A 20,151-nucleotide genomic window follows, 5' to 3' on the forward strand; every position below is an offset into this window, starting at 1 on the left:
TTCTCATTACATTTTTAGATTTTCAAGCGCGCCTTGAGGAGCGCGCTTTCCACGCTCAGCAAGTCGCTGTCTACGTCCTGGAACAACTGGGCGAAGAACTCCCGGTCAAAATCCTCACTCCGGCCGGCACTCTCGGCGCTGCCCTGCTGCACCGGCCGCTGCTGCGCCTGCGGAACCCAGTAGCGCTCCCTTGCAAACGGGTAGGTCGGCAAAGAAATGCGCCGCGGGCGATTGCCCCCGTACAGGCCGTTCCAATCAAAGACCAGTCCCTTGACCCAGAGTTCGAGCAGCTTGTGGTGCTTGCCCTTCTGCATCCAGGCATCAAGCGTCGCGGCCATATCCTCGTCTGCGGCAAGAGTCGCCAGCTCGTCCTTGTTGCGTTTGAACTGGCCGCGATACAGGCGGTCGACGCTTTCATCGCCGGCAAGGACGGCACCCAGCTTGTCCGCCAGTTCCTCGACCGAGGCCACCACCATCGCCAGCCGCTCCTCCATCGCCTCGCGCCCGACCTGCAGCGTGTAGGCCGCATCGGCCAGATTCGCCTCGGTGACGGCGCCGCGCCGGATCGCTTCGAGTAGCTGCCGCGCCCGGTCCTGCAAGCGCTCGGCGTTCTTCGCCGACAGCACGATCAACGCCGGATGCGCGCCGTCGACCGGCTGGGCGGCTTGCGACGCCGCCGGCAGGTACTCTTCCAGCACCACGTGGGCATTCACCCCGCCGAAACCGAACGAAGACACGCCCGCGCGCCGCGGCAAGGGATTGCCGCGCCCGTCCAGCAGCGGCGCCCAGTCGGCTTTTTCGCGCACCACATAGAACGGACTGCCCTCCAGGTCGATATAGGGATTCAGCGTGGCGCAGTGCAGGCTCGGCACCAGCGTCCGGTGACGCATCTGCAGCAGCACCTTGATCACGCCGGCCACGCCGGCCGCCAGTTCCAGATGGCCGACATTGGTTTTCACCGAGCCGATGCCGCAATGCGCCGCCACGGCGTCGCCGCTGCCGCTGTCGGCGTAGAGATCGCGGAAGGCCATCTTCAGACCGTTAATTTCGATCGGGTCGCCCAGCGCGGTGCCGGTCCCGTGCGCCTCGATATAACCGACCGTGCGCGGATCGACGCCCGCTTCCCGCATCGCCGACTTGATCAGTTCGGCCTGGGCCTTCGGATTGGGCGCCGTCAGCGAATTGGCGCGGCCACCGTGGTTCTCCGCTGTGCCGCGGATCAGCGCGTAGATGTGGTCGGCGTCGCGCTCGGCGGCGCTCAAGCGCTTCAGGACCAGCATGCCGACGCCTTCGCCACGCACATAGCCGTTGGCCTGCTCGGAGAATGTCTTGCAACGACCGTCCTCAGCCAACATTCCGGCCTTACTGAAGCTGATCGTGCCGGTCGGCGTCAGGATGGTATTGACGCCGCCGACGATCGCCAGCTCGCAGTCGCCGCGTTCAATCGCCAGCACGGCGCGGCGCATCGCCACCAAGGCGCTGGAGCATGCCGTCTCGACCGGTTCGCTCGGCCCGTGCAGGTCGAGGAAATAGCTCATCCGGTTCGGGCCAACCGACGGCACCGCGCCGGTCGAGGAATAGCCGTCGATGGCCACGCCCGCCCGAGTGATCAGTTCACCATACCCGGTGCCGCAAGTCCCGACAAAAATCGCCGTGTTGCTGCCGGCCAGGCTGCCGGCCGCATAGCCGGCGTCCTCGATGGCTTTCCAGGCGTGCAGCATCAGTAGGCGCTGCTGCGGGTCCATCAGCTCGGCTTCCTTTGGCGAAATGCCGAAGAACTGCGGATCGAAGTCGCCCACGCCGTCGATGAAACCGCCCCATTTGGCCTTGGTCTTGTTGTCCTCGGCCGCCGGATCGCCGTAGTACGCCTGCCAATCCCAGCGCTCGGCCGGAACCTCGGTGATGCAGTCCTTCCCCTCGCTCAGGTTCTGCCAGAACGCCTCGACGTCCTCCGCCTGCGGGAAGCAGCCGCTGATACCGATGATGGCGACCGGCTCGCGCCGCTCTTTTGCGCCGCTGGCGCCGCCGCTCGCGGGCCGCAATGCGCGCGGCGCCATGCTTGCCGCGCGGCCCGAGCCGCGCGCGGCGGGGGCCGGCGCCACCGCCACGCCCTTGCCTTCCATGCCGAAGCGGGCGGCAAACAGAACCCGGTAATGCTCCAGCAGGTAGTCGGCCAAGCCTTTCAGCGTCGGGTACTCGAAGAACAGCGTCGGTGCAAGCTGGGTGCCGCAATCCCGGTTCAGGGTATTGCCGAAGTTGGTCAGGGTGATCGAATCGAAGCCGTATTCGCTGAATTCGGCGTCCGGGTCGATATCCTCGACCTTCACCTTCAAAAGCGAGGACACGGTCTGGATCAACAGACGGCGCACCTTTTCGCGCAGCAGTTCGGCGTCCACGGCGCTGCCCACCGAGGACGTAACTGCGGCTTGGGCCGGTTCGCCGGCGCCGTCATCCAGGCCCCGGACACACATCGTTTGGCGGATCTGTTCGGCGTTGCCTTCGATGACAGCAAGCTGATCCTCGCCGCTCGCCAATGCCTGGTAAAGCGCCCGGATGCCGTTTTCACTGCGCATCGGCAGCATGCCGGTCAGTTGTTCCATCGCCGTCGCCGTGGCGGCATCGACCTGCATGCCGCCGTCCTGCCACAGCGGCCAGTTCAGCGACAGCGTTTGGCCGTGCCGCTGGCCGAGCGCCACCAGACTGTTCCGATAGCGCGCGTAGCTGTCCATGAAGGCGTTGGCGGCGGCGTAATCGCCCTGCCCGACGTTGCCGCGCACGGCGGCGAGCGAGGAGAAGCAGATGAAGCAGTCCAGGTCGATATCCCGGCTGGCCTCGTCCAGATTCATCAGGCCGGCCACCTTGGGCGCCAGCACGGCATCGACCTCGGCCCCGCTCTTCTTCAGCAGCAGGCCGTCGCGCACCACTCCGGCGCTGTGGATGATGCCGTTGAGCGCCGCATGGTCTTCCTGCACCTGCAGCAGCAGTTGTCCCACCGCCGCGCGGTCGGCGATGTCGACCGCCCGGTATTCAACCCGGGCGCCCAGCGCTTCCAGCGCGCGAACCGCCTGCCGCCCGGCGTCGTCCAGCGCGCGCCGGCCGACCAGTACCAGGGTGGCGCCGCGAACCTGCCGCGCAATGTCACTGGCCAGTATCCGTCCGAGGCCGCCAAGACCGCCCGTCAACAGGTAGACGCCGCCGGCCTTCCAAGGCATAGGCGCCTGCTCAAGCGGCAGTTCGCGCCAACCCAGCACCTGGCGCTCGCCCTCGGCGTAGCGGACCTGCGCATCCCTCGGGCAGCGGCTGTTTTCACGCAGCTTCGCCGCCAGCAGATCCACGTCGTCCTCGCGGTCGACCGCGATCACCTGTGCGACCAGCTTCGTATGCTCCAGTTGCGCGCTCTTCAACAGGCCGGACAAGCCCGCGGCCACCTGCTGCGCGCCGAACTCGGGCACCAGCAACTGCAACAGCAACGGAGCGCCCGGCTTGTCCCGCAGCAGCGTCTGCAACTGCGCGAGCACGGCCTGCACCTGCGCCGCATAGCCCGGCGGCAGATGCTCGCAACGGGCGCCTGCCAGGCGCGCCGACAATGCGGCCGCATCGACCGGACTGTCGCACAACAGCACCCAATGTTCGCCATGGCCGTGCGCAGCAGCCTGGGCCGGGGCCGATTCGGCCCGCCACGCCGGCTGCAGCAGCAGCGTGGCGCTGCTGGCCGGACCCGCAAGGACCAGGCCGCCTTCCAGCACCCGCGTCGCGAAGCCCTTGATGCGCACGCAAACCCGGCCATCGTCGTCGCATAGCTGCAGGTCGAATTTGCGGACCCTGTCATCGGCACGGCTGCCGGCGCTGAAACGCGCCACCGCCCACATGCGTTCGCCGCAATCCGCCAGTACCTCCAGTTCTTCCAGCGCAAATGGCAGCGCGCAGCGCCCATCGCCGTCGCCTTCAGGCGTCAGGCCGATCAGCGACTGCAAGGCGCCATCCAGCAGGCTTGGATGCAAGCCGTACTGGCCCGCCGTTGCGGCCACCACGGCAGGCAGGGCCAGCCGGGCCAGCACCAGCCCCTCTCCCAGGTACAAGGCTTCAATCGTCTGGTGCGCGGCGCCATAGTGCAGGCCGGCGCCGGCAAACTTCGCGTAGCAGTCGGCCGCGCGCCATTCGCCGCGCCCGCATTGGCCACGCAGCGCCGCCAGATCAAGCCGTTCCGGGCTGGCAAACGGCAACGCTTCGAGCACACCCTGGCTGAATATGCTGGAGTCGCCGGCGTAGACCGCATAGGCATGCTGCCCCGACTCCGCCGGTTCCAGGTCGATGGACACGTCCACAGGCTGCTGGTCGACGACCAGCGGCTGCGACCAGACCACGTTGCGGAAGCGCAGCGCGCCGCCTCGTGCAACGCCGCCCGCCTCGCACAGCGCCACGCGGGCCATTTCGAGATAGGCCACGCCGGGCAGCACCTTCCTGCCTTGCACGACATGGTCGCCCAGGAAGAATTCCCGGCCGTCGAAGCGCGAGCTATACCGCTGCCCCTTGAAATCGGAGGTGTTGCGGTGCACCAGCGGATGCAGCAGCGCCGCGCTCGCGCCGGCGGGCGCGGCCGCAGGCACAGCTGCGGCTTCGTCCTTCCAGCAGCGCTCGCGGGCAAACGGATACGCCGGCAAATGGAGACGCCGCGGCCGCTTGTCGCCATACAGCAGGTTCCAGTCGAAGCTGAAGCCCTGGGTCCACAATTCCAGCAGCTTGTGCACCTTGCCCTTCGCAACCCAGGTGTCGATCGCCCGCGCGATGTCATCGTCAGCGGCGAAGGCCGCCACGGTTTGCTGGTTGCGCTTGACCTGCCCCTGATACAGCTCGCCGTTCGCGTCGCGTCCTGCCAGCCACGCCGTCAGCTTCGCGCGCAGCTCCGCCATCGAACTCGCCGGCAAGCCCAGCCGCTCTTCCATCGCTTCACGGCCAAGCTGCAGCGTAAACGCCAGGTCGGCGAGCCGCTCGTCCCCCCAGCCCTGAGCGTCGATTGCAGCCAACAGGCGCTGCACGCGTTCGCGCAGCCGCTCGGCGTTCTTGGCCGACAGCACCACCAACGCGGGCTGGTCGGCGCTAACGCGCCACGTGGCGCCCTGCTCCGCTGTCGCCATGTATTCCTCGATTACCACGTGGGCATTCGCGCCGCCGGCGCCGAACGAGGAAATCCCCGCCCGGCGCGGCTGGTCCGCCGGCCGCAGCCATTCGCCCAGCTCGCGCTGCACGCGGAACGGCGTGGCGGCGAAATCGATGTGCGGATTCAGCACCTCCGCGTGCAGGCTAGGCGCCAACTGGCCGTGTTTCAGTTGCAGCAGCACCTTGGTGACCGCCGCTATCCCGGCCGCGCTTTCGCAGTGCCCGATATTCGACTTCACCGAGCCGATGGCACAGAACTGGCGCTCCTGCGTGGCAGCGCCGAACGCCTTGCTGAGCCCGGCTATTTCAATCGGATCGCCGAGCGGCGTACCGGTGCCGTGCGCCTCCAGGTAACTGATGCTGCGCGGATCGATGCCCGCCTCCGCCAGCGCGCCTGCGACCAGCGCCGCCTGCGCGTGGGGATTGGGCACGGTGTAACCGTTGGTCTTGCCGCCATGGTTGAGCGCCGACGCCTTGATCACCCCGTACACCGGGTCGCCGTCGGCAATGGCCTGGTGCAGCGGCTTGAGCACGAGCGCGCCGACGCCCTCGCCGTCGACGAAGCCGTCGGCCCCGTCGCCGAAAGAGCGGCAGCTGTCGCCGGCAGACAGCATGTTCATGGCCGACAGGGCCACGTACTGCACGGGATCGATGATGACGTTCACCCCGCCGGCGATCGCCACGTCGCAAGCGCCCGAGCGCAGGCTTTCCAGCGCCAGGTGCACAGCCGTCAGCGACGACGAGCACGCCGTATCGACGGCCAGGCTCGGCCCCTGGAAATTGAACAGGTAGGACACCCGGTTGGCGATCGACCAATAGCGGGTGCCGCTGCCGTAGTTACTGTTCATCACGCCGGCGAACACCCCGACCTTGCCGTTGGGGCTCAGGCTGGCCGGCGTGTAGCCGGCGTCTTCGATGCTCGCATAGGCTTCCATCAGGAACAGGCGCTCCTGCGGGTCCATGTGCTCGGCTTCGCGCGGCGCGATGTTAAAGAACAGCGGATCGAAGCGGTCGACGCCGTCGATGAAACCGCCCCATTTGCTGTAGCTCTTGCCCGGCCGGCCCTTTTCGGCGTCGAAATAGCGCCGGTGGTCCCAGCGCTCGGCCGGGATTTCGCTGATGCAGTTGCGGCCCTGTTTCAGGTTTTCCCAGAATTCATCGACGTTGCCGGCCTGCGCATAACGGCCGGACATGCCGACGATGGCCACGTCCCGCCCGGCCAACAGCGGCCCCGGCGCGGCCGGCTGCGCTGGTCCGCGCGGCAGCAAGCGCCGCGCCATCCTGGCGGGCGCGGCTATCCGCTCGGCTTGCGCCGGCGGCGCGGTGCGGCTATCCGTGGCGCCGGCGGCGCTGTCCGGCGTCAGCTTCAGCACCTTGCCCAGCGCTTCCGGCTCGGTCTTGATGAAATGCCCGGCCAGTTCCTCAATGGTCCGGTATTCGAAGAACAGCGTGCTGCTGACATTGGCGAAAACACCCCTCAATACGGTGGTTAACTGCACGACCAGAATCGAGTCGATGCCATATTTCTCCAACGGCTCGGTGGCACTGATCTTGTGGCTTGGCAGTCTGAGCGTCTCCGCCAGCAAACCCTTGAAATAGGCGACGACCTTCTCGTGCAGCGTGGCCGCAGCACCGGCGACGCCGTCCACCGGCACTGGCGACGCCAGCTTCGCGGACAATGCCTGAGGGGCGGCGTGCGCCGGCTCCCGCACCGGCGGCGGCGCCAAGCGCTGGCGCGCCACGCCGTCGCTCTCGGCGGCGATGATCTGCTGCCCCAGCGCTTCCTTGTCGCCGGCCGGATAGACCACCGCGCCGAAGCCCTCGTCCCGCAGAACCTTGCGCCAGCCCTCGGCCGACAGGCCGGGACAGCCGGGAATCCGCAGTTCCGGGTCTTCGTACAACCACCAGCCCTCCAGCAAGCCGAAGGTCAGGTGCGTGAACACATGGCTGCGGCTGATCTCGTTCAACAGCAGCAGGCCGTTGGCGCGCAACGCCGCCTTGGCATTGCGCACGCTCTGCCGGATGTTCCCCGTCGCATGCAGCACATTCGTCGCCACCACCAGGTCGTAGCTGCCCGCTTGCAGATCCTGTTCCGCCAGCGGCCGGCCGGCGTCGAACAACTGATAGCGCAAATACGGATTGGCCGGGCCGTACTCTTTTTCGGCATGGAACAGGAAGGCCTTCGACAGGTCGGTGTAGCAGTACTCGCCGACGTGGGCCGCATACGGCCGCAGCCGCTCGAACAGCAAGGCGCTGGTGCCGCCGGTGCCGGCGCCGATTTCCAGTATCCGCACCTGCGCCCCCGGGTCCTGCCGCAGGCGCGCCTGCACGAAAGCGAGCACCACCTCGGCCAGCACCGCGTTGAAGTAGTCGGCAACGGGATTGTGCTTGTAGACGCCCTCGACCAGACGCATCGACGAGCCCGGGAACATCACCTCGGTGGCCGGCACCCGCCCGGCCAGGATATCGGGCAAGGCCCGCAGCGTCGTTTCGACCAGCGCCACCTGGGCCCGGAACGCCGGCGTCTCCAGCCAGAGCGCCTTGCGGCCCTCCCATTCGGCCCAGGCGGCCGCCATGTCGACGGGCGCCATGCCGCGCGTCGACAGCTGCCCGCCGTCGAACTGCAGATAGCCCTGTTCGGCCAGCAGCCGCAGCGACTGCTCGAACCAGCGGCCGTACAAAGCCGGCAACCCCAGGGCGGCGGCGCATTCGGCCGCCGTGCCCTGCTGCCCGGCACCCAGGCCCAGCGCCTGCAATTGCCCGCAGAGCAGCCGCCCCAGCATCGCCTGCAGGGGCGCGTCGAAGGCGCCCGCCTCCGCCTGCCCGGCCGGCGCGAGCGCCTTGCCCGCTGAAGTGTCGAGCGTGCCCAGGAGGGCCGCGTACTGCGGCGCAAACACCTGGACCGCCTCGGCGAACTGCGGCCCCTGGCGGGCCGCCTGCGCGGTGGTTTTCAGCAGCGCCAGCTGGCCAGCGCCGCCGCCGAGCAGCGTGGCCAGCGCGGCCATGCCCTCGTCCGGCTCGATCGAGGCCAGCCCCGTTTGCGCCATCCGCTCCCGGTAGGCGCTCGATGCCACCACGCCGACGCCGCCCCACCAGCCCCAGTTCATCACCCGCACGCGGCATGGCAAGACCCTGCCCAGCTGGTGCGCGAACGCGTCCTTGAAGGTGCAGCCGGCGGCGTAGTTGCTCTGCCCCGCCGCCTTCGTGAAGCTTTGCAGCGAAGAGAAGAACAGCACGAAGTCCAGCGCGCCGCCCAACTCCGCCTCGCCGAACACCTGCGCCAGCCGCACGCTGACGTCGACCTTGGCCGACAGGCTGGCGCCGAAGCGCGCCTCGTCCATGTTCGCCAGGCTCTGGTCGCGCAGCACGATGGCCGAATGGATCACGCCGTGGATGGCGCCGAAGCGCTCCTTGACCTGCCGGCAGGCCCGTTCCAGCGCCTGCCGGTCGGCCGCGTCGGCGGCGATGTACAGCGGCGCCGGTCCCAGCCGGGCCAGCCGGCCGATCTTCGCCTCGATGTCGGCGTCGGCCGGCCGCCGGCCTATCCAGACCACTTGCGCGGCGTGGCTGCGGATCACGTGTTCGCTCCACACTTCGCCGATGCCGCCGGCGCCGCCGATGACGAGGTACACGCCGCCCCGGCGGTAGGGCGCCGCCGCCCCGGCCGCCACCCGCGCCGGCAGCAGTTGCTGCCGATACCACTGGCCGCCGCGCCACGCCCAGCCGTTGCCCTGGGCATCCGGCGCCAGGCGCAGCGCTTCGGCCACGGGCCAGGCGCCGTCCTGCGGCATGTCGACCAGCCGCAGCTGCCAGTTCGGGTACTCCTTGGCCAGCGAACCGATCAGGCCATGCACGCCGGCGTGGGCCGGATTGACCGCCTCGTCCGCATGCACCGCCTGGGTTTGCGCGGTCAGCACGCTCCAGCGCAGCGCCCTGCTGCCGTAACCGGCTTCGAGCAGGGCCTTGACCAGCCGGAAGCACTGCAGCACGCCGTCGTGCTGGGCCGCGATCATCGCGTCCTCGGCAAGGCCGGGCGATCCGGCCTCCGGCGCCACCCAGAGCAGATGCTCGATCTCGCCCTGGGCGGCCAGCGCCGCCGCCAGCGCGGCAGGGTTGCCGGCGGCGTCCAGCTCGGCGACCTCTCCCTGGAACTGCCGCCGCAGCGTTTCCCGCAGCGCGCCGCCGCCGACCAACAGCACCCGGCCCGGCGCGGCCTGCACGGCCGGCGCCACGACGTCCCACACCGGCGCCAGCAGCGTCAGGCGCTCCGCGCCGTCGTCAGGCGCCGCGCCGGCAAACCCCTCGCTGTCGAGCGGACGGCTGGCGAAGCCCTTCAATTGCGCGCACACCACGCCCTCGTCGTCGCACAGCGTGATGTCGACCTTGCGGACGCGGTCCTCGAGCGTACTGCCCGCCTCGGGGCGCACCCAGGCCCACATCCGCTCGCCGCAGCGGCCGACGACGTCGACCTCGCGCACGGCGAACGGCAAAGCCAGTTGCGCCGCGCCGTCGTCCGGCGCCAGCCCGGCCACGGCCTGCAAGGCCGCATCGAGCAGGCTCGGATGCAGCACGTAGTCGCCGCCCGACGCCGCCAGCGAGGCCGGCAATTGCAGGCGCGCCAGCGCCTGGCCGGCGCCGACATAGATCACCTCGATGGCCTGCTGCGCCGGCCCGTATGCCAGTCCCAGCGCCGCGAAGCGGCGGTAGCACTCGGCGCCGTCCAGCACCAGGCGGTCGCACTGCGCGCGCAGCGCCGCCGGGTCGAGCCGCTCGGCGGCCCCCGCCGGCAAGGCTTCGGCCGTGCCCTGGCTGTGCACCACGTCCGCATCGCTGTAGACCGCGAAGCCGACGGAGCCGTCCGCTTCCGGATACAGCCCGATATGCACCTCCACCGGCTGGTCGGCCACCACGGGCCGCGCCCAGACGACATTTTTCAGGCGCACGCCGCCGCCGGCGTCCGCGCCGCCGGCCTGGAGCAGCGCCGCGCGCGCCATTTCCAGGTAGGCCACCGCCGGCAGGATGCGGCGGCCCTGCACGACGTGGTCGGCCAGGAAAAACTCGCCGCCGCTGAAGCGACTGCTGAAGCGCTGCTCCGACAGATCGGAGGTGTTGCGTTGCACCAGCGGGTGCAGCACTGCGGCGCCGGCTGCGAGCGCCGCGCCGGAAAGCACAGCCGCCGGCGCGGCGTCGCCCACCCAGTAGGTTTCCCGCGCAAACGGATAGCTGGGCAGACTGACGCGCCGAGGCTTGCTTGCGCCGTACAGCCGGTTCCAGTCGAAAGCCACGCCCTTGACCCACAGCTCAAGCAGCTTGCTGTACTTACGTTTGACCAACCAGGCGTCGAGCGCCCCGGCCAGGTCTTCATCCAAGGCAAACAGCGCAGACTCACCGCTCTGGCGCTTCACCTCGCCCCGGAAAACGTCGTCGCCCAAGGGCATGCCATCCGCCACAGCCTGCAGCTTGGCGCTGAGTTCTTCCGGCGAAGCTGCCAGCAACGCCAAACGCTCCGCCATCGCGTCGCGCCCGACCTGCAACGTATATGCGACATCGGCCAGGTTGTCGGCGCGGATCACGCCGCGACCGACCGCGTCGAGCAACTGGCGCACCTGGTCTTGCAACCGTTCCGGGTCCTTGGCCGACAGCACGATCAGCGCCGGCTTGTCTTCGTCCACCGGCAACGACGCCGCTGGCGCCCCCTTCGCGACATATTCCTCCAGCACGACATGGGTGTTGACACCGCCGAAACCGAATGACGACACGCCGGCACGGCGCGGCAGCGGATTGCCGCGCGCGTCGTTGAGGACTTTCCAGGGCTGCGTCTCGCGCACGATGTAGAACGGACTGCCCTCAAGCTGGATGTAGGGATTGATTTCCGCGCTGTGTAGACTCGGCACGAGGGTCTTGTGCTGCATCTGCAGCAGCACCTTGATGACGCCGGCCACGCCGGCCGCCAGTTCCAGGTGGCCGATATTGGTCTTGATCGAACCGAGCCCGCAATAGCCCTCCGCCTGCGGCACGTCCCCACCCTGCCGCTGCGCCAGCTCCGCAAACGCCGTCCGCAAGCCTTGCACCTCGATCGGGTCGCCCAGCGGCGTGCCGGTGCCGTGCGCCTCGATATAACCGACCGTGGCCGGATCGACACCGGCCCGATCGAACGCTTCCTTGATCAGGTCCGCCTGCGCGCGCGGGTTCGGCGCCGTCAGCGAACTGGCCTTGCCGCCGTGGTTTTCCGAGCTGCCGAGGATCAGGCCGTAGATGTGGTCGCCGTCGCGCTCGGCCGCGCTCAGCGGCTTGAGCATCAGCATCCCCGCGCCTTCGCCGCGCACGTAGCCGTTCGCGTCCTTCGAGAAGGTCTTGCAGCGGCCATCCTCGCCCAACATGCCCGCCTTGCTGAAACTGATTTGCGCGTCAGGCGCGATCAGCGTGTTGACGCCGCCGACCATCGCCAGCTCGCACTGCCCCATCTGCAGCAGCGCCACCGCCCGGTGGATGGCCACCAGGGCGCTCGAACAAGCCGTGTCGATCGGCTCGCTCGGTCCGCGCCAATCCATCCAGTAGCTGGTACGGTTCGGTCCCATCGACGGCACCGTGCCGGCCGTGCTGTAACCCTCGATCGCCGTGCGCGACCGGGCCAGCAAGCTCGTGTAGCCGCTGGCCGCCGTGCCGACGAACAGGGCCGTCTTGCTGCCCGCCAGACTTTGCGCCGAATAACCGGCGTCTTCGACCGCCTTCCAGACATAGGTCATCAGCAGCCGCTGCTGCGGGTCCATGGTCAGGGCTTCGCGCGGTGAAATCTGGAAGAACAGCGGATCGAATTCGGCCAGGCTGTCGATCACGCCGGCCCGGCTGTTGATACGCACGCCAGGCTCCAGGCCCAGCTCAGTTGCCAGCTTGTCCCAGTCCCAGCGCGCCTGCGGCACTTCGGTAATGCAGTCGCGCCCGTTGCGCAGGTTTTCCCACAATGCCGCCAGATCCTCGGCCAGCGGGAAGACCCCGCTCATGCCGATCACCGCCACCGGCTCCGCCGACGCCGGCGCCGCGCGGACCAGCCGCTGCGGCACCGCGACCGCGCGCGCCGCGCGGGCGGGCTGCGCCGCCGCGATGCTTGGCGCACTGCCGGCCTGCGCGGCCACATTCAAGGCTACGGCCATCTGCGTCCGGTAAGCCCGTAGCAGATAACGCGCCAGCGCGCCCAGCGTCGTGGTTTCAAAGAACTGGGTCGGATTGAGAGCCAGCCCGTACTTCTTGTTGAGGTGGTTACCGAACGAGGTCTGCGTGATCGAATCGAAGCCGAACTGCGTCAGTTGCGCGTCGAGGGCGATGCGCTGCGCCGGCAGTTTCAACAAGGCGCTGGCCTCGCGGATCAGCGCGCGTTCGGTCTTTGCCAGCAATTCGGCGTCATCGCCGGCCGGCGCCATCGCCACGGCGGCCGGCGCTGCCGGCGCCGGCGCATCCAGCCGTTCGCGCAACGGCTGCAGCCGGGCCGCGTCGCCATGCAGTACCACCACGTGGGCGCCATCCTGCCCCAGCGCCGCATGCAGCGCCTGCAGGCCGGCCGCCGTCGGCAGCGCCGCCAGGCCGGCGCTGCGCCACAGTCCGGCCTGCGTCGCCTCGTCGACGCGCATCCCGCCCTCCGCCCAGAGCGGCCAGCTGACCGACAGGCTGCGTCCCTGCGCCAGACCCTGTTCGACCTGCTCCTGGCGCTGCGCCATGAATTCGTCGAGGAAGGCGTTGGCGGCGCCGTAGTCGGCCTGACCGACGTTGCCGAATACGCCGCTGGTCGAGGAAAACGCGATGAAATAGTCGAGCGCCTCGCCGCGCGTGGCCAAATCCAGCGCGGCCGTGCCGCGCACCTTCGGCGCCAGTACATCCCGCAACTGCTGCGGCGTCTTGTTCGCCGCCAGGCCGTCGCGCAATATGCCGGCACTATGAATCACGCCGTCCAGCCGCCCGTGCCTTGCACGGATGCCGGCCACCAGCGCCGCCACCGCCGGCGCGTCAGCCACGTCCAGCGCGTGGTACTCCACCTGCGCCGCCGACCCCAGGCGCTCGCGCAAGTCCGCCAGCGCATCCGGATTCGCCGCGCTGCGTCCGCTCAGCACCAAAGTGATGCCGCGCGCCTGTTCGGCCATCGCCTGGGCGACGATCCGTCCGAGTCCGCCCAGGCCGCCGGTGATCAGGTACACGCCGCCATCCTTGCACAGCGCCGCCGCGGCAGCGCCGCGCGCTTCTTCCAGGCTGCGCTGCAGCAGTTGCAGGCCAGCTTCGCCGGCATCGACAAGCTGCACATCCAGCCGCGCATTCTCCAGCGCCGCGCCGCGCAGCAGGCCAGCCAGCGCGCGCATTACCCGACCCGGACCAGACGCCGGCACCACCAGACTCAGCAAGCGGTGCTCTTCAGTCTCGTCGGCCGGCATTTGCAGCAGCGCCAGCAACTGCTCGGCATAGGCGCCATAGCGCTCCGCCAGATCCGTCGCATCGGAGTGCAAGACGCGCATCTGCGCGCCGGGCCATTGCCGCTCGGCCTGGAGCCGCAACTCGGCGCCGGGCTCGCACAGCACCACGCAATGGCTGCGCGCGTCCCGCAGGCCGGCGGCGGAAACCCGCCAGCCGGCCCGCAACAACTGGGTGCTCGCCGTTCCGGCCGCAGCACTTTCCACGACGCGGCTGCTGAACCCCGACAGCCGCACGCAGACCGCGCCGCTCTCGTCGCTAATCTGCACGTCCACCTTCTGCACCACGCCGTTGGCGTCGGTGCCCGGACTCAGGCGCGCCAGCACCCGCGCCCGCGCCGGCAGCGGCGCCAGAATCTCCACCCGCTCCATCGCGAACGGCAATGCCAGGCGCTGCTCGCGCCCGCTCTGCACGCTCATCAACAACTCGGTCGACACCTGCAGCGCGCAATCCATCATGCCCGGATGCAGGGCAAAGCCGGCCTCCAGGCGCTGCGCCCGGGACTGGTCGAGCTCGCCCAACGCCCACGGCTGGCCGGCGGCGTCGCTGCCCGTGCGCACCCGATCGACCAGCTCAAACTGCGGGCCGTAATGGAAACCGAGCGCCGCGTACAGCTCGTGGTGCCGCTGCGCCGAGGTTTCCTCCCCGGCATGCGCCGCCAGGGCGTCCAAATCCAGTGACGGCGCGGCATCCCGCTCCAGCAGCATGGCCCGGCCCTGGCTGTACACCAGCGCTTCCGTATCCCCGTGTATGCGGTATTCGAGCGTGCCGTCGTCCAGCATCGACAGGGCGACGTGCACCTGCAGCGGCTCGGCGGCGCCGTCCTGCGCCACGATGGGCCGCAGGAACACGACGCCTTCGAGGCAGATGCCGCAGCCCGCGCCCTCCAGTTCGAGGGCCGCGGCAACCGCCGCGCGCGCCAGCTCCAGATGCGCCACCCCAGGCAGGATGCGCTGTCCCCGCACACGGTGTTCGGCAAAGAAGAACTCCTCGCCGCTGAACGTCGCGCTGTAGCGTTGTTGCGCCAGCGTCGAGGTATTCCGCTGCGCCAGCGGATGCAGCAGCGCCGGTGCAGCCGCCGGCGGCATGCCCAAGCGCCCCGCATACCCGCTCGCAACGGGGTCCGCCCAGTATTGTTCGCGTGCGAACGGATAGGTCGGCAGGCTGATGCGGCGCGGCTTCACCGCCCCGTACAGCAGCGTCCAGTCCACTGCCAGCCCCTTCACCCACAAATCCAGCAGCCTGTGCAGCTTGCCGCGCTGTACCCATTTGGCTATGGCTTCGCGCAACTCTTCGTCGGCCGAGAACGGCTCCAGCGCCTCCTTGTTGCGCCTGACCTCACCTTGGTACATCTGTTCGATGCCGCGTTCGCCTTGCACATAGCGGCGCAGCTTGTCCTTGAGCTCTTCCAGCGTGCCGGCCACACAGGCGAGCCGCATGCCGAGCGGCTCGCGGCCGATCTGCAAGGTGTAGGCAATGTCGGCCAGGTCTTCCTGGCCATGGCGCCCGGACTCCAGGACGGCCAGCAACTGGCGCACCTGCTCGTCGAGCCGCTGCTCGTCCTTGGCCGACAAAACGATCACTGCGGGGCCTTGCAGGGACGCCGGCGCGCGCAACGGCGCCATGTATTCCTCGATCACCACGTGGGCATTGACGCCGCCGAAACCGAAGGAGCTGACGCCCGCGCGGCGCGGCAGCGGCTCGCCCTGGGGATCGCGCATCGCTTCCCAGGCGCGGCTTTCCCGGACGACGTAGAACGGGCTGCCTTCCAGATGGATGTAGGGATTGATTTCTTCACAGTGAAGGCTGGGCACCAGCGTCCGCTTGCCCAGTTGCAGCAGCACCTTGATGACGCCGGCCACGCCGGCCGCCAGTTCCAGATGGCCGATATTGGTCTTGATCGAACCCAGGCCGCAGTAGCCGGCCGGCAGCGCCTTGCCCTGCCGCTGCGCCAGTTCCGCGAAGGCCGTCTGCAAGCCCTGCACCTCGATCGGGTCGCCCAGCGGCGTGCCCGTGCCGTGCGCCTCGATGTAGCCGACCGTCGCCGGATCGACGCCGGCATGTTCGAATGCCGCCTTGATCAGGTCCGCCTGCGCGCGCGGATTCGGCGCCGTCAGCGAACTGGCCTTGCCGCCGTGGTTCTCGGCGGTGCCGCGGATCAGGCCGTAGATGTGGTCGCCGTCGCGCTCGGCCGCGCTGAGCGGCTTGAGCACCAGCATGCCGACGCCTTCGCCGCGCACATAGCCGTTGGCGTCCTTCGAGAAGGTCTTGCAACGGCCGTCTTCGCTCAACATGCCGGCCTTGCTGAAGCTGATGTGCGCCAGTGGCGCGACCAGGGTGTTCACGCCGCCGACCACCGCCTGTTCGCACAGCCCCGCCCGCAATGCCATCACCGCCCGGTGGATCGCCACCAGCGAACTGGAGCAGGCGGTGTCGATCGGTTCGCTCGGCCCGTGCCAGTCCATCCAGTAGCTCATCCGGTTCGGCCCCATCGACGGCACCCGCGCCGCCGCGCTGAACCCCTCGACCGCCACGCCGGCGTCGACCAGCAGTTCGCCGTAGCCGCTGCTGCCCGTGCCCACATACAGCGCGGTGCGGCTACCCGCCATGCTCTGCGCAGAATAACCGGCGTCTTCCAGCGCTTTCCAGACGTGGGTCATCAAAAGCCGCTGCTGCGGGTCCATCTCCTGCGCTTCGCGCGGCGAAATATTGAAAAACAGCGGATCGAACTCGTCCACGCCATCGATCATCCCGGCGCGATTCACCAGCCGCAGCCCGAGCTGGGCGCCGAGCCGCTCGCTATCCCAGCGGCTGGACGGAATGGTGCCGATGCAGTCCGTGCCCGCGACCAGCCGCAGCCACAATTCATCGATGTCGGCGGCCTGCGGAAAGCGTCCGCTGATGCCGATGATCGCCACCGGCTCAGGCGCCGGCAGTGCCGGCTGCATGAGCTGAGCACCGAACGTCCGCCGCAAACCCGGCTTGGCCCGGCTGTCCGCCGCCTGGACGGCGACGGCCTCGCCACGCGAAGGCGGCGGCGCAACGGCCAGCGGGACGCTCAACTGGAAACTGCGCAACAGTACCGCCCGGTGCTCGCGCACCAGGTAGTGCGCCAGGCCACGCAGCGTCGGCGTCTCGAAGAACTGCGTCGGGCTCAGATCCAGGCCGTATTTGGTGTTCAGCTCATTGCCGAACTGGGTCAGCGAAATCGATTCAAAACCAAATTCCTGCAGCGGCGCATCCGGGTCGAGGTCGGCGGCCGGCACCTTCAGCAGCACGCTGACTTCCCGCGTCAAGGCGGCTTCCACCTTGTCGCGCAGCTCGCCCTGGTCGACGGCGGCGGCCGGCACGAGCGCCGGCACCGTTTCAGGCTGGGGCGCGCCGGCGAAGCTCCCTTGCCGCAGCACCTGCCGCAATTGCTCCGGCGCGCCATGCAGCACCAGCCACTGCGTGCCCTCGCCGGCAAGCAGCTGCTCGATGACGCGCAGTCCCGCGTCGCTCGGCAGCGGGGCCATGCCGGTGGCACGCCGCAAACGCTGCTGCGCGGCCGCGTCGATCTGCATGCCGCCGTCGGCCCAGATCGGCCAATTGACCGACACGGTGCGCCCGCGCGCCAGTCCCTGCCCGACCCGCTGCTCGCGCTGCCGGGCGTAGCCGTCCATGAAAGCGTTGGCTGCCGCATAGTCGGCCTGCCCGATGTTGCCGAACACGGCGGCAACCGACGAGAAAGTAAGGAAGTAATCCAGCGGCTGCCCCTGCGTCGCCTCGTCCAGCACCTGCAGCGCCCGCACTTTCGGCGCCAGCACTTCGCGCAATTGCTCCGGCGTCTTGTGCAGCACGAGGCTGTCGCGCAGCACGCCGGCGCTGTGCACGACACCGGCCAGCGCGCCGTGGCGCTGCGCCGCGTCCGCCACCAGCGCGCGCATCGCGGCGGCGTCGCTCACGTCCACCGCCCGGTAATCCACCCGCGCGCCCAGCAGTTGCAGCGCCCGCAGCCGCGGATCGTCCGCCGGCACGGCGCGCCGGCCGGTCAAGACCAGCGTGACATCCTTGGCCTGTCCGGCCATCGCCTTGGCGACCAGCAGGCCCAGCCCGCCCAATCCGCCGGTGAGCAGGTACACGCCGCCGTCGCGCGCCAAATGCTGCCCGGCCGACGCCGCGTTCAACATCTGCTCTTGTTCAAACACGAGTTCCAGCGGCTGCAGTCCGGCGCCGCCCGGCGCCAGCATCTCGACGTGCAGATGGCGGCTCTCCTGGCTTGCCGACTTCAACAGCGCCCCCAGGCCGCGCAGCACTTCGCCGTTGCCGTGCTGATCCACCACCAACTGAAGCAGCACCATGCCCGTGGCCGGAGCCCGGGCGATCTCCTGCGCCTGCAGCAGCAACTGCGCGGCATACTCGCCATAACGTTCGGCCAGGCTGGCGGCCGGGTCCGCATGCAGCACCGCCACCCGCGCCGTATCCCAACTGGCGCCGGCCTGTGCCCGCGCCGTGGCCTCGTCGACTTCGCACAACAGCACCTGATGGTGCGCAAACATGCCGCTGTCGGACGGCGCGCCGGCGCTGCGCCAGCGCGGCACGGCCAGCAAGGTGCCGGCCGCCGGGCCAGCCTCGCCGGCCAGCACGCGGCTGCTGAAACCGCTCAGCCGGGCGCATACCTGGCCGGCCTCGTCGCTCAGCGTCAAGTCGAATTTTTGCACCGCGCCGTTCTGGCCGGGCACGCGGCGGACCACCACGGCGGCCCGGGCCGGCAGCGCCGACCAGACCTCCAGCCGGTCCAGCGCAAAGGGCAGCAGCGTCGCGCCGCCGTCCAGGCCCTCGTACAATCCGGCGCACGCCTGCAAGGCCGAGTCCAGCAAGCCCGGATGCAGCAGGTATTGATCCACGCCCGGCCGGCCGGCTTCCGCCAATGCCAGGCGCGCCACCAGCAATTCCCCTTGCGGGTCGCGGCCGGCGCGCAATGACTGCAAGCCACGGAAATGCTCGCCATAACTCAAGCCCATCCGCTCGAACAGGGCATACAACGCGCCGGCATCCAAAACCCGGTCGCACTGCGCTTCCAGCATTGCCAGCTCGACCACCGGAGCAGGCTCGGCCGGCAGCGCCATTGCCCGGCCGTGGCTGTACACCACGGCCTCGCCGGTATCGTCGGGACCGTAAATCTCGTATTCCAGTTGTCCATCCTCGCGCCCCTGCAGGCCGATGTGCAGTTCCAGCCCGGACGGGCCGCCAACGGCCGGACGCAGGAAGGCCACGCCCTGCAGGACGACCCGGTCGCCGGGCTGCGCCTGGTCGAGCGCCAGCCCCACCGCCGCGCGCGCCAATTCGAGCTGCGCCGCCGCCGGCAACACGCTGCGTCCCCGCACGACGTGGTCGCGCAGCACGGCATGTTCGGCCGCCAAACGGGTGCTGAAACGCTGCTCCGCAAGCGTCGAGGTATTCCGGTGCAGCAGCGGATGCAGCACGCCGGCAGCCGCCGGCACTGCCGCCCGGGCCGGATCGGCCCAGTAACGCTCCCGCGCAAACGGATAGGTCGGCAGATGCATCATCTGCGGCGGACGGGCGCCGAACAGAAGCTCCCATTCCAACGCATAGCCCTGGCAATACAGCTCCGCCAGCGCCAGCAACTGCTCCTGGCAGGCATCGCCGCCAATGGCGCACTGCTCAAGCATGCTCTGGCCGTAACGATGCAAAGCCTTCTGCTCGGCGAAATCGTGGGCCAGCTTGCCCTTGAATACATACGGCGCGGCATCCCCTGAGCCCCATTGTGTCCAGGCATGCAGGGCCTGCGCCGCATCCTGCACGACGACTGCGGCGCGGTGGCTGAAATGCTGGCGCCCCGACAGCAGCGTCCGGCTCATCCGCCACAGCTGTGCCGCTCCCCCGTCCCCGTCCAGCACGGCGCACAGCTCGCGCACCTTCTGCTGCAGGGCCTCCTGGGTACGCGCCGACAGCGCCAGCAGGAAGGCCGGCGGCAGCTGCGCCGCGACATCGGACTGCGCGTAGCCTTGCACCACGACGTGCGCATTGGTTCCGCTCATGCCGAAGGCGCTCACCGCGCCCAGGCGCGGCGCGCCATGCGCGGGCCATGCCCGCAGGCTCTTGTTCACATAGAACGGACTGCGCTCCCAGGCGATGTAGTCGCTCTCCTGCTCGCAATGCAGGCTGGGGGGAATCGTTTCGTGGCGCAGCGCCTGGACCAGCGCCACCAGGTTCACCAGTCCCGAAGCGGCGAAGGTGTGGCCCAGGTTGGGCTTGGTGGACGTCACGGCGCAGTGGCCGTCGGCCACGCTGCCGGCCTGGCGGAACGCATCGTTGAGCGCGTTGATCTCGACCGGATCGCCGAGCCGCGTTCCGGTGCCGTGGGCGACCAGGTAATCGAGCTGGCCCGCGTCGATGCCGAAGCGGGCATAGGTTTCGCTCAACAGGCGGGTCTGGGCGGCGCCGCTGGGCGCCATGATGCCGTTGGTCTTGCCGTCGTAGTTGATGCCGCTGCCGCGGATGACCGCGTGGATCGGATCGCCGTCCGCCTGCGCCTGC

General features: G+C 69.2%; 1 protein-coding gene (cut by a window edge). It reads right to left on the minus strand.

What is annotated here, in order from left to right:
- Positions 1–14 precede the first annotated feature (14 nt).
- Positions 15–20,151: the 3' portion of an amino acid adenylation domain-containing protein gene (locus tag OIK44_RS12565; RefSeq protein WP_273671098.1), read on the minus strand. The gene runs 10,007 nt beyond the window's last position; 20,137 of the gene's 30,144 nt are visible here — the last part of the coding sequence; the start codon falls outside the window, past its right edge; it ends in the stop codon at positions 15–17.

The organism is Janthinobacterium fluminis (genome assembly GCF_028595325.1).
GTDB lineage: Bacteria > Pseudomonadota > Gammaproteobacteria > Burkholderiales > Burkholderiaceae_D > Janthinobacterium > Janthinobacterium fluminis.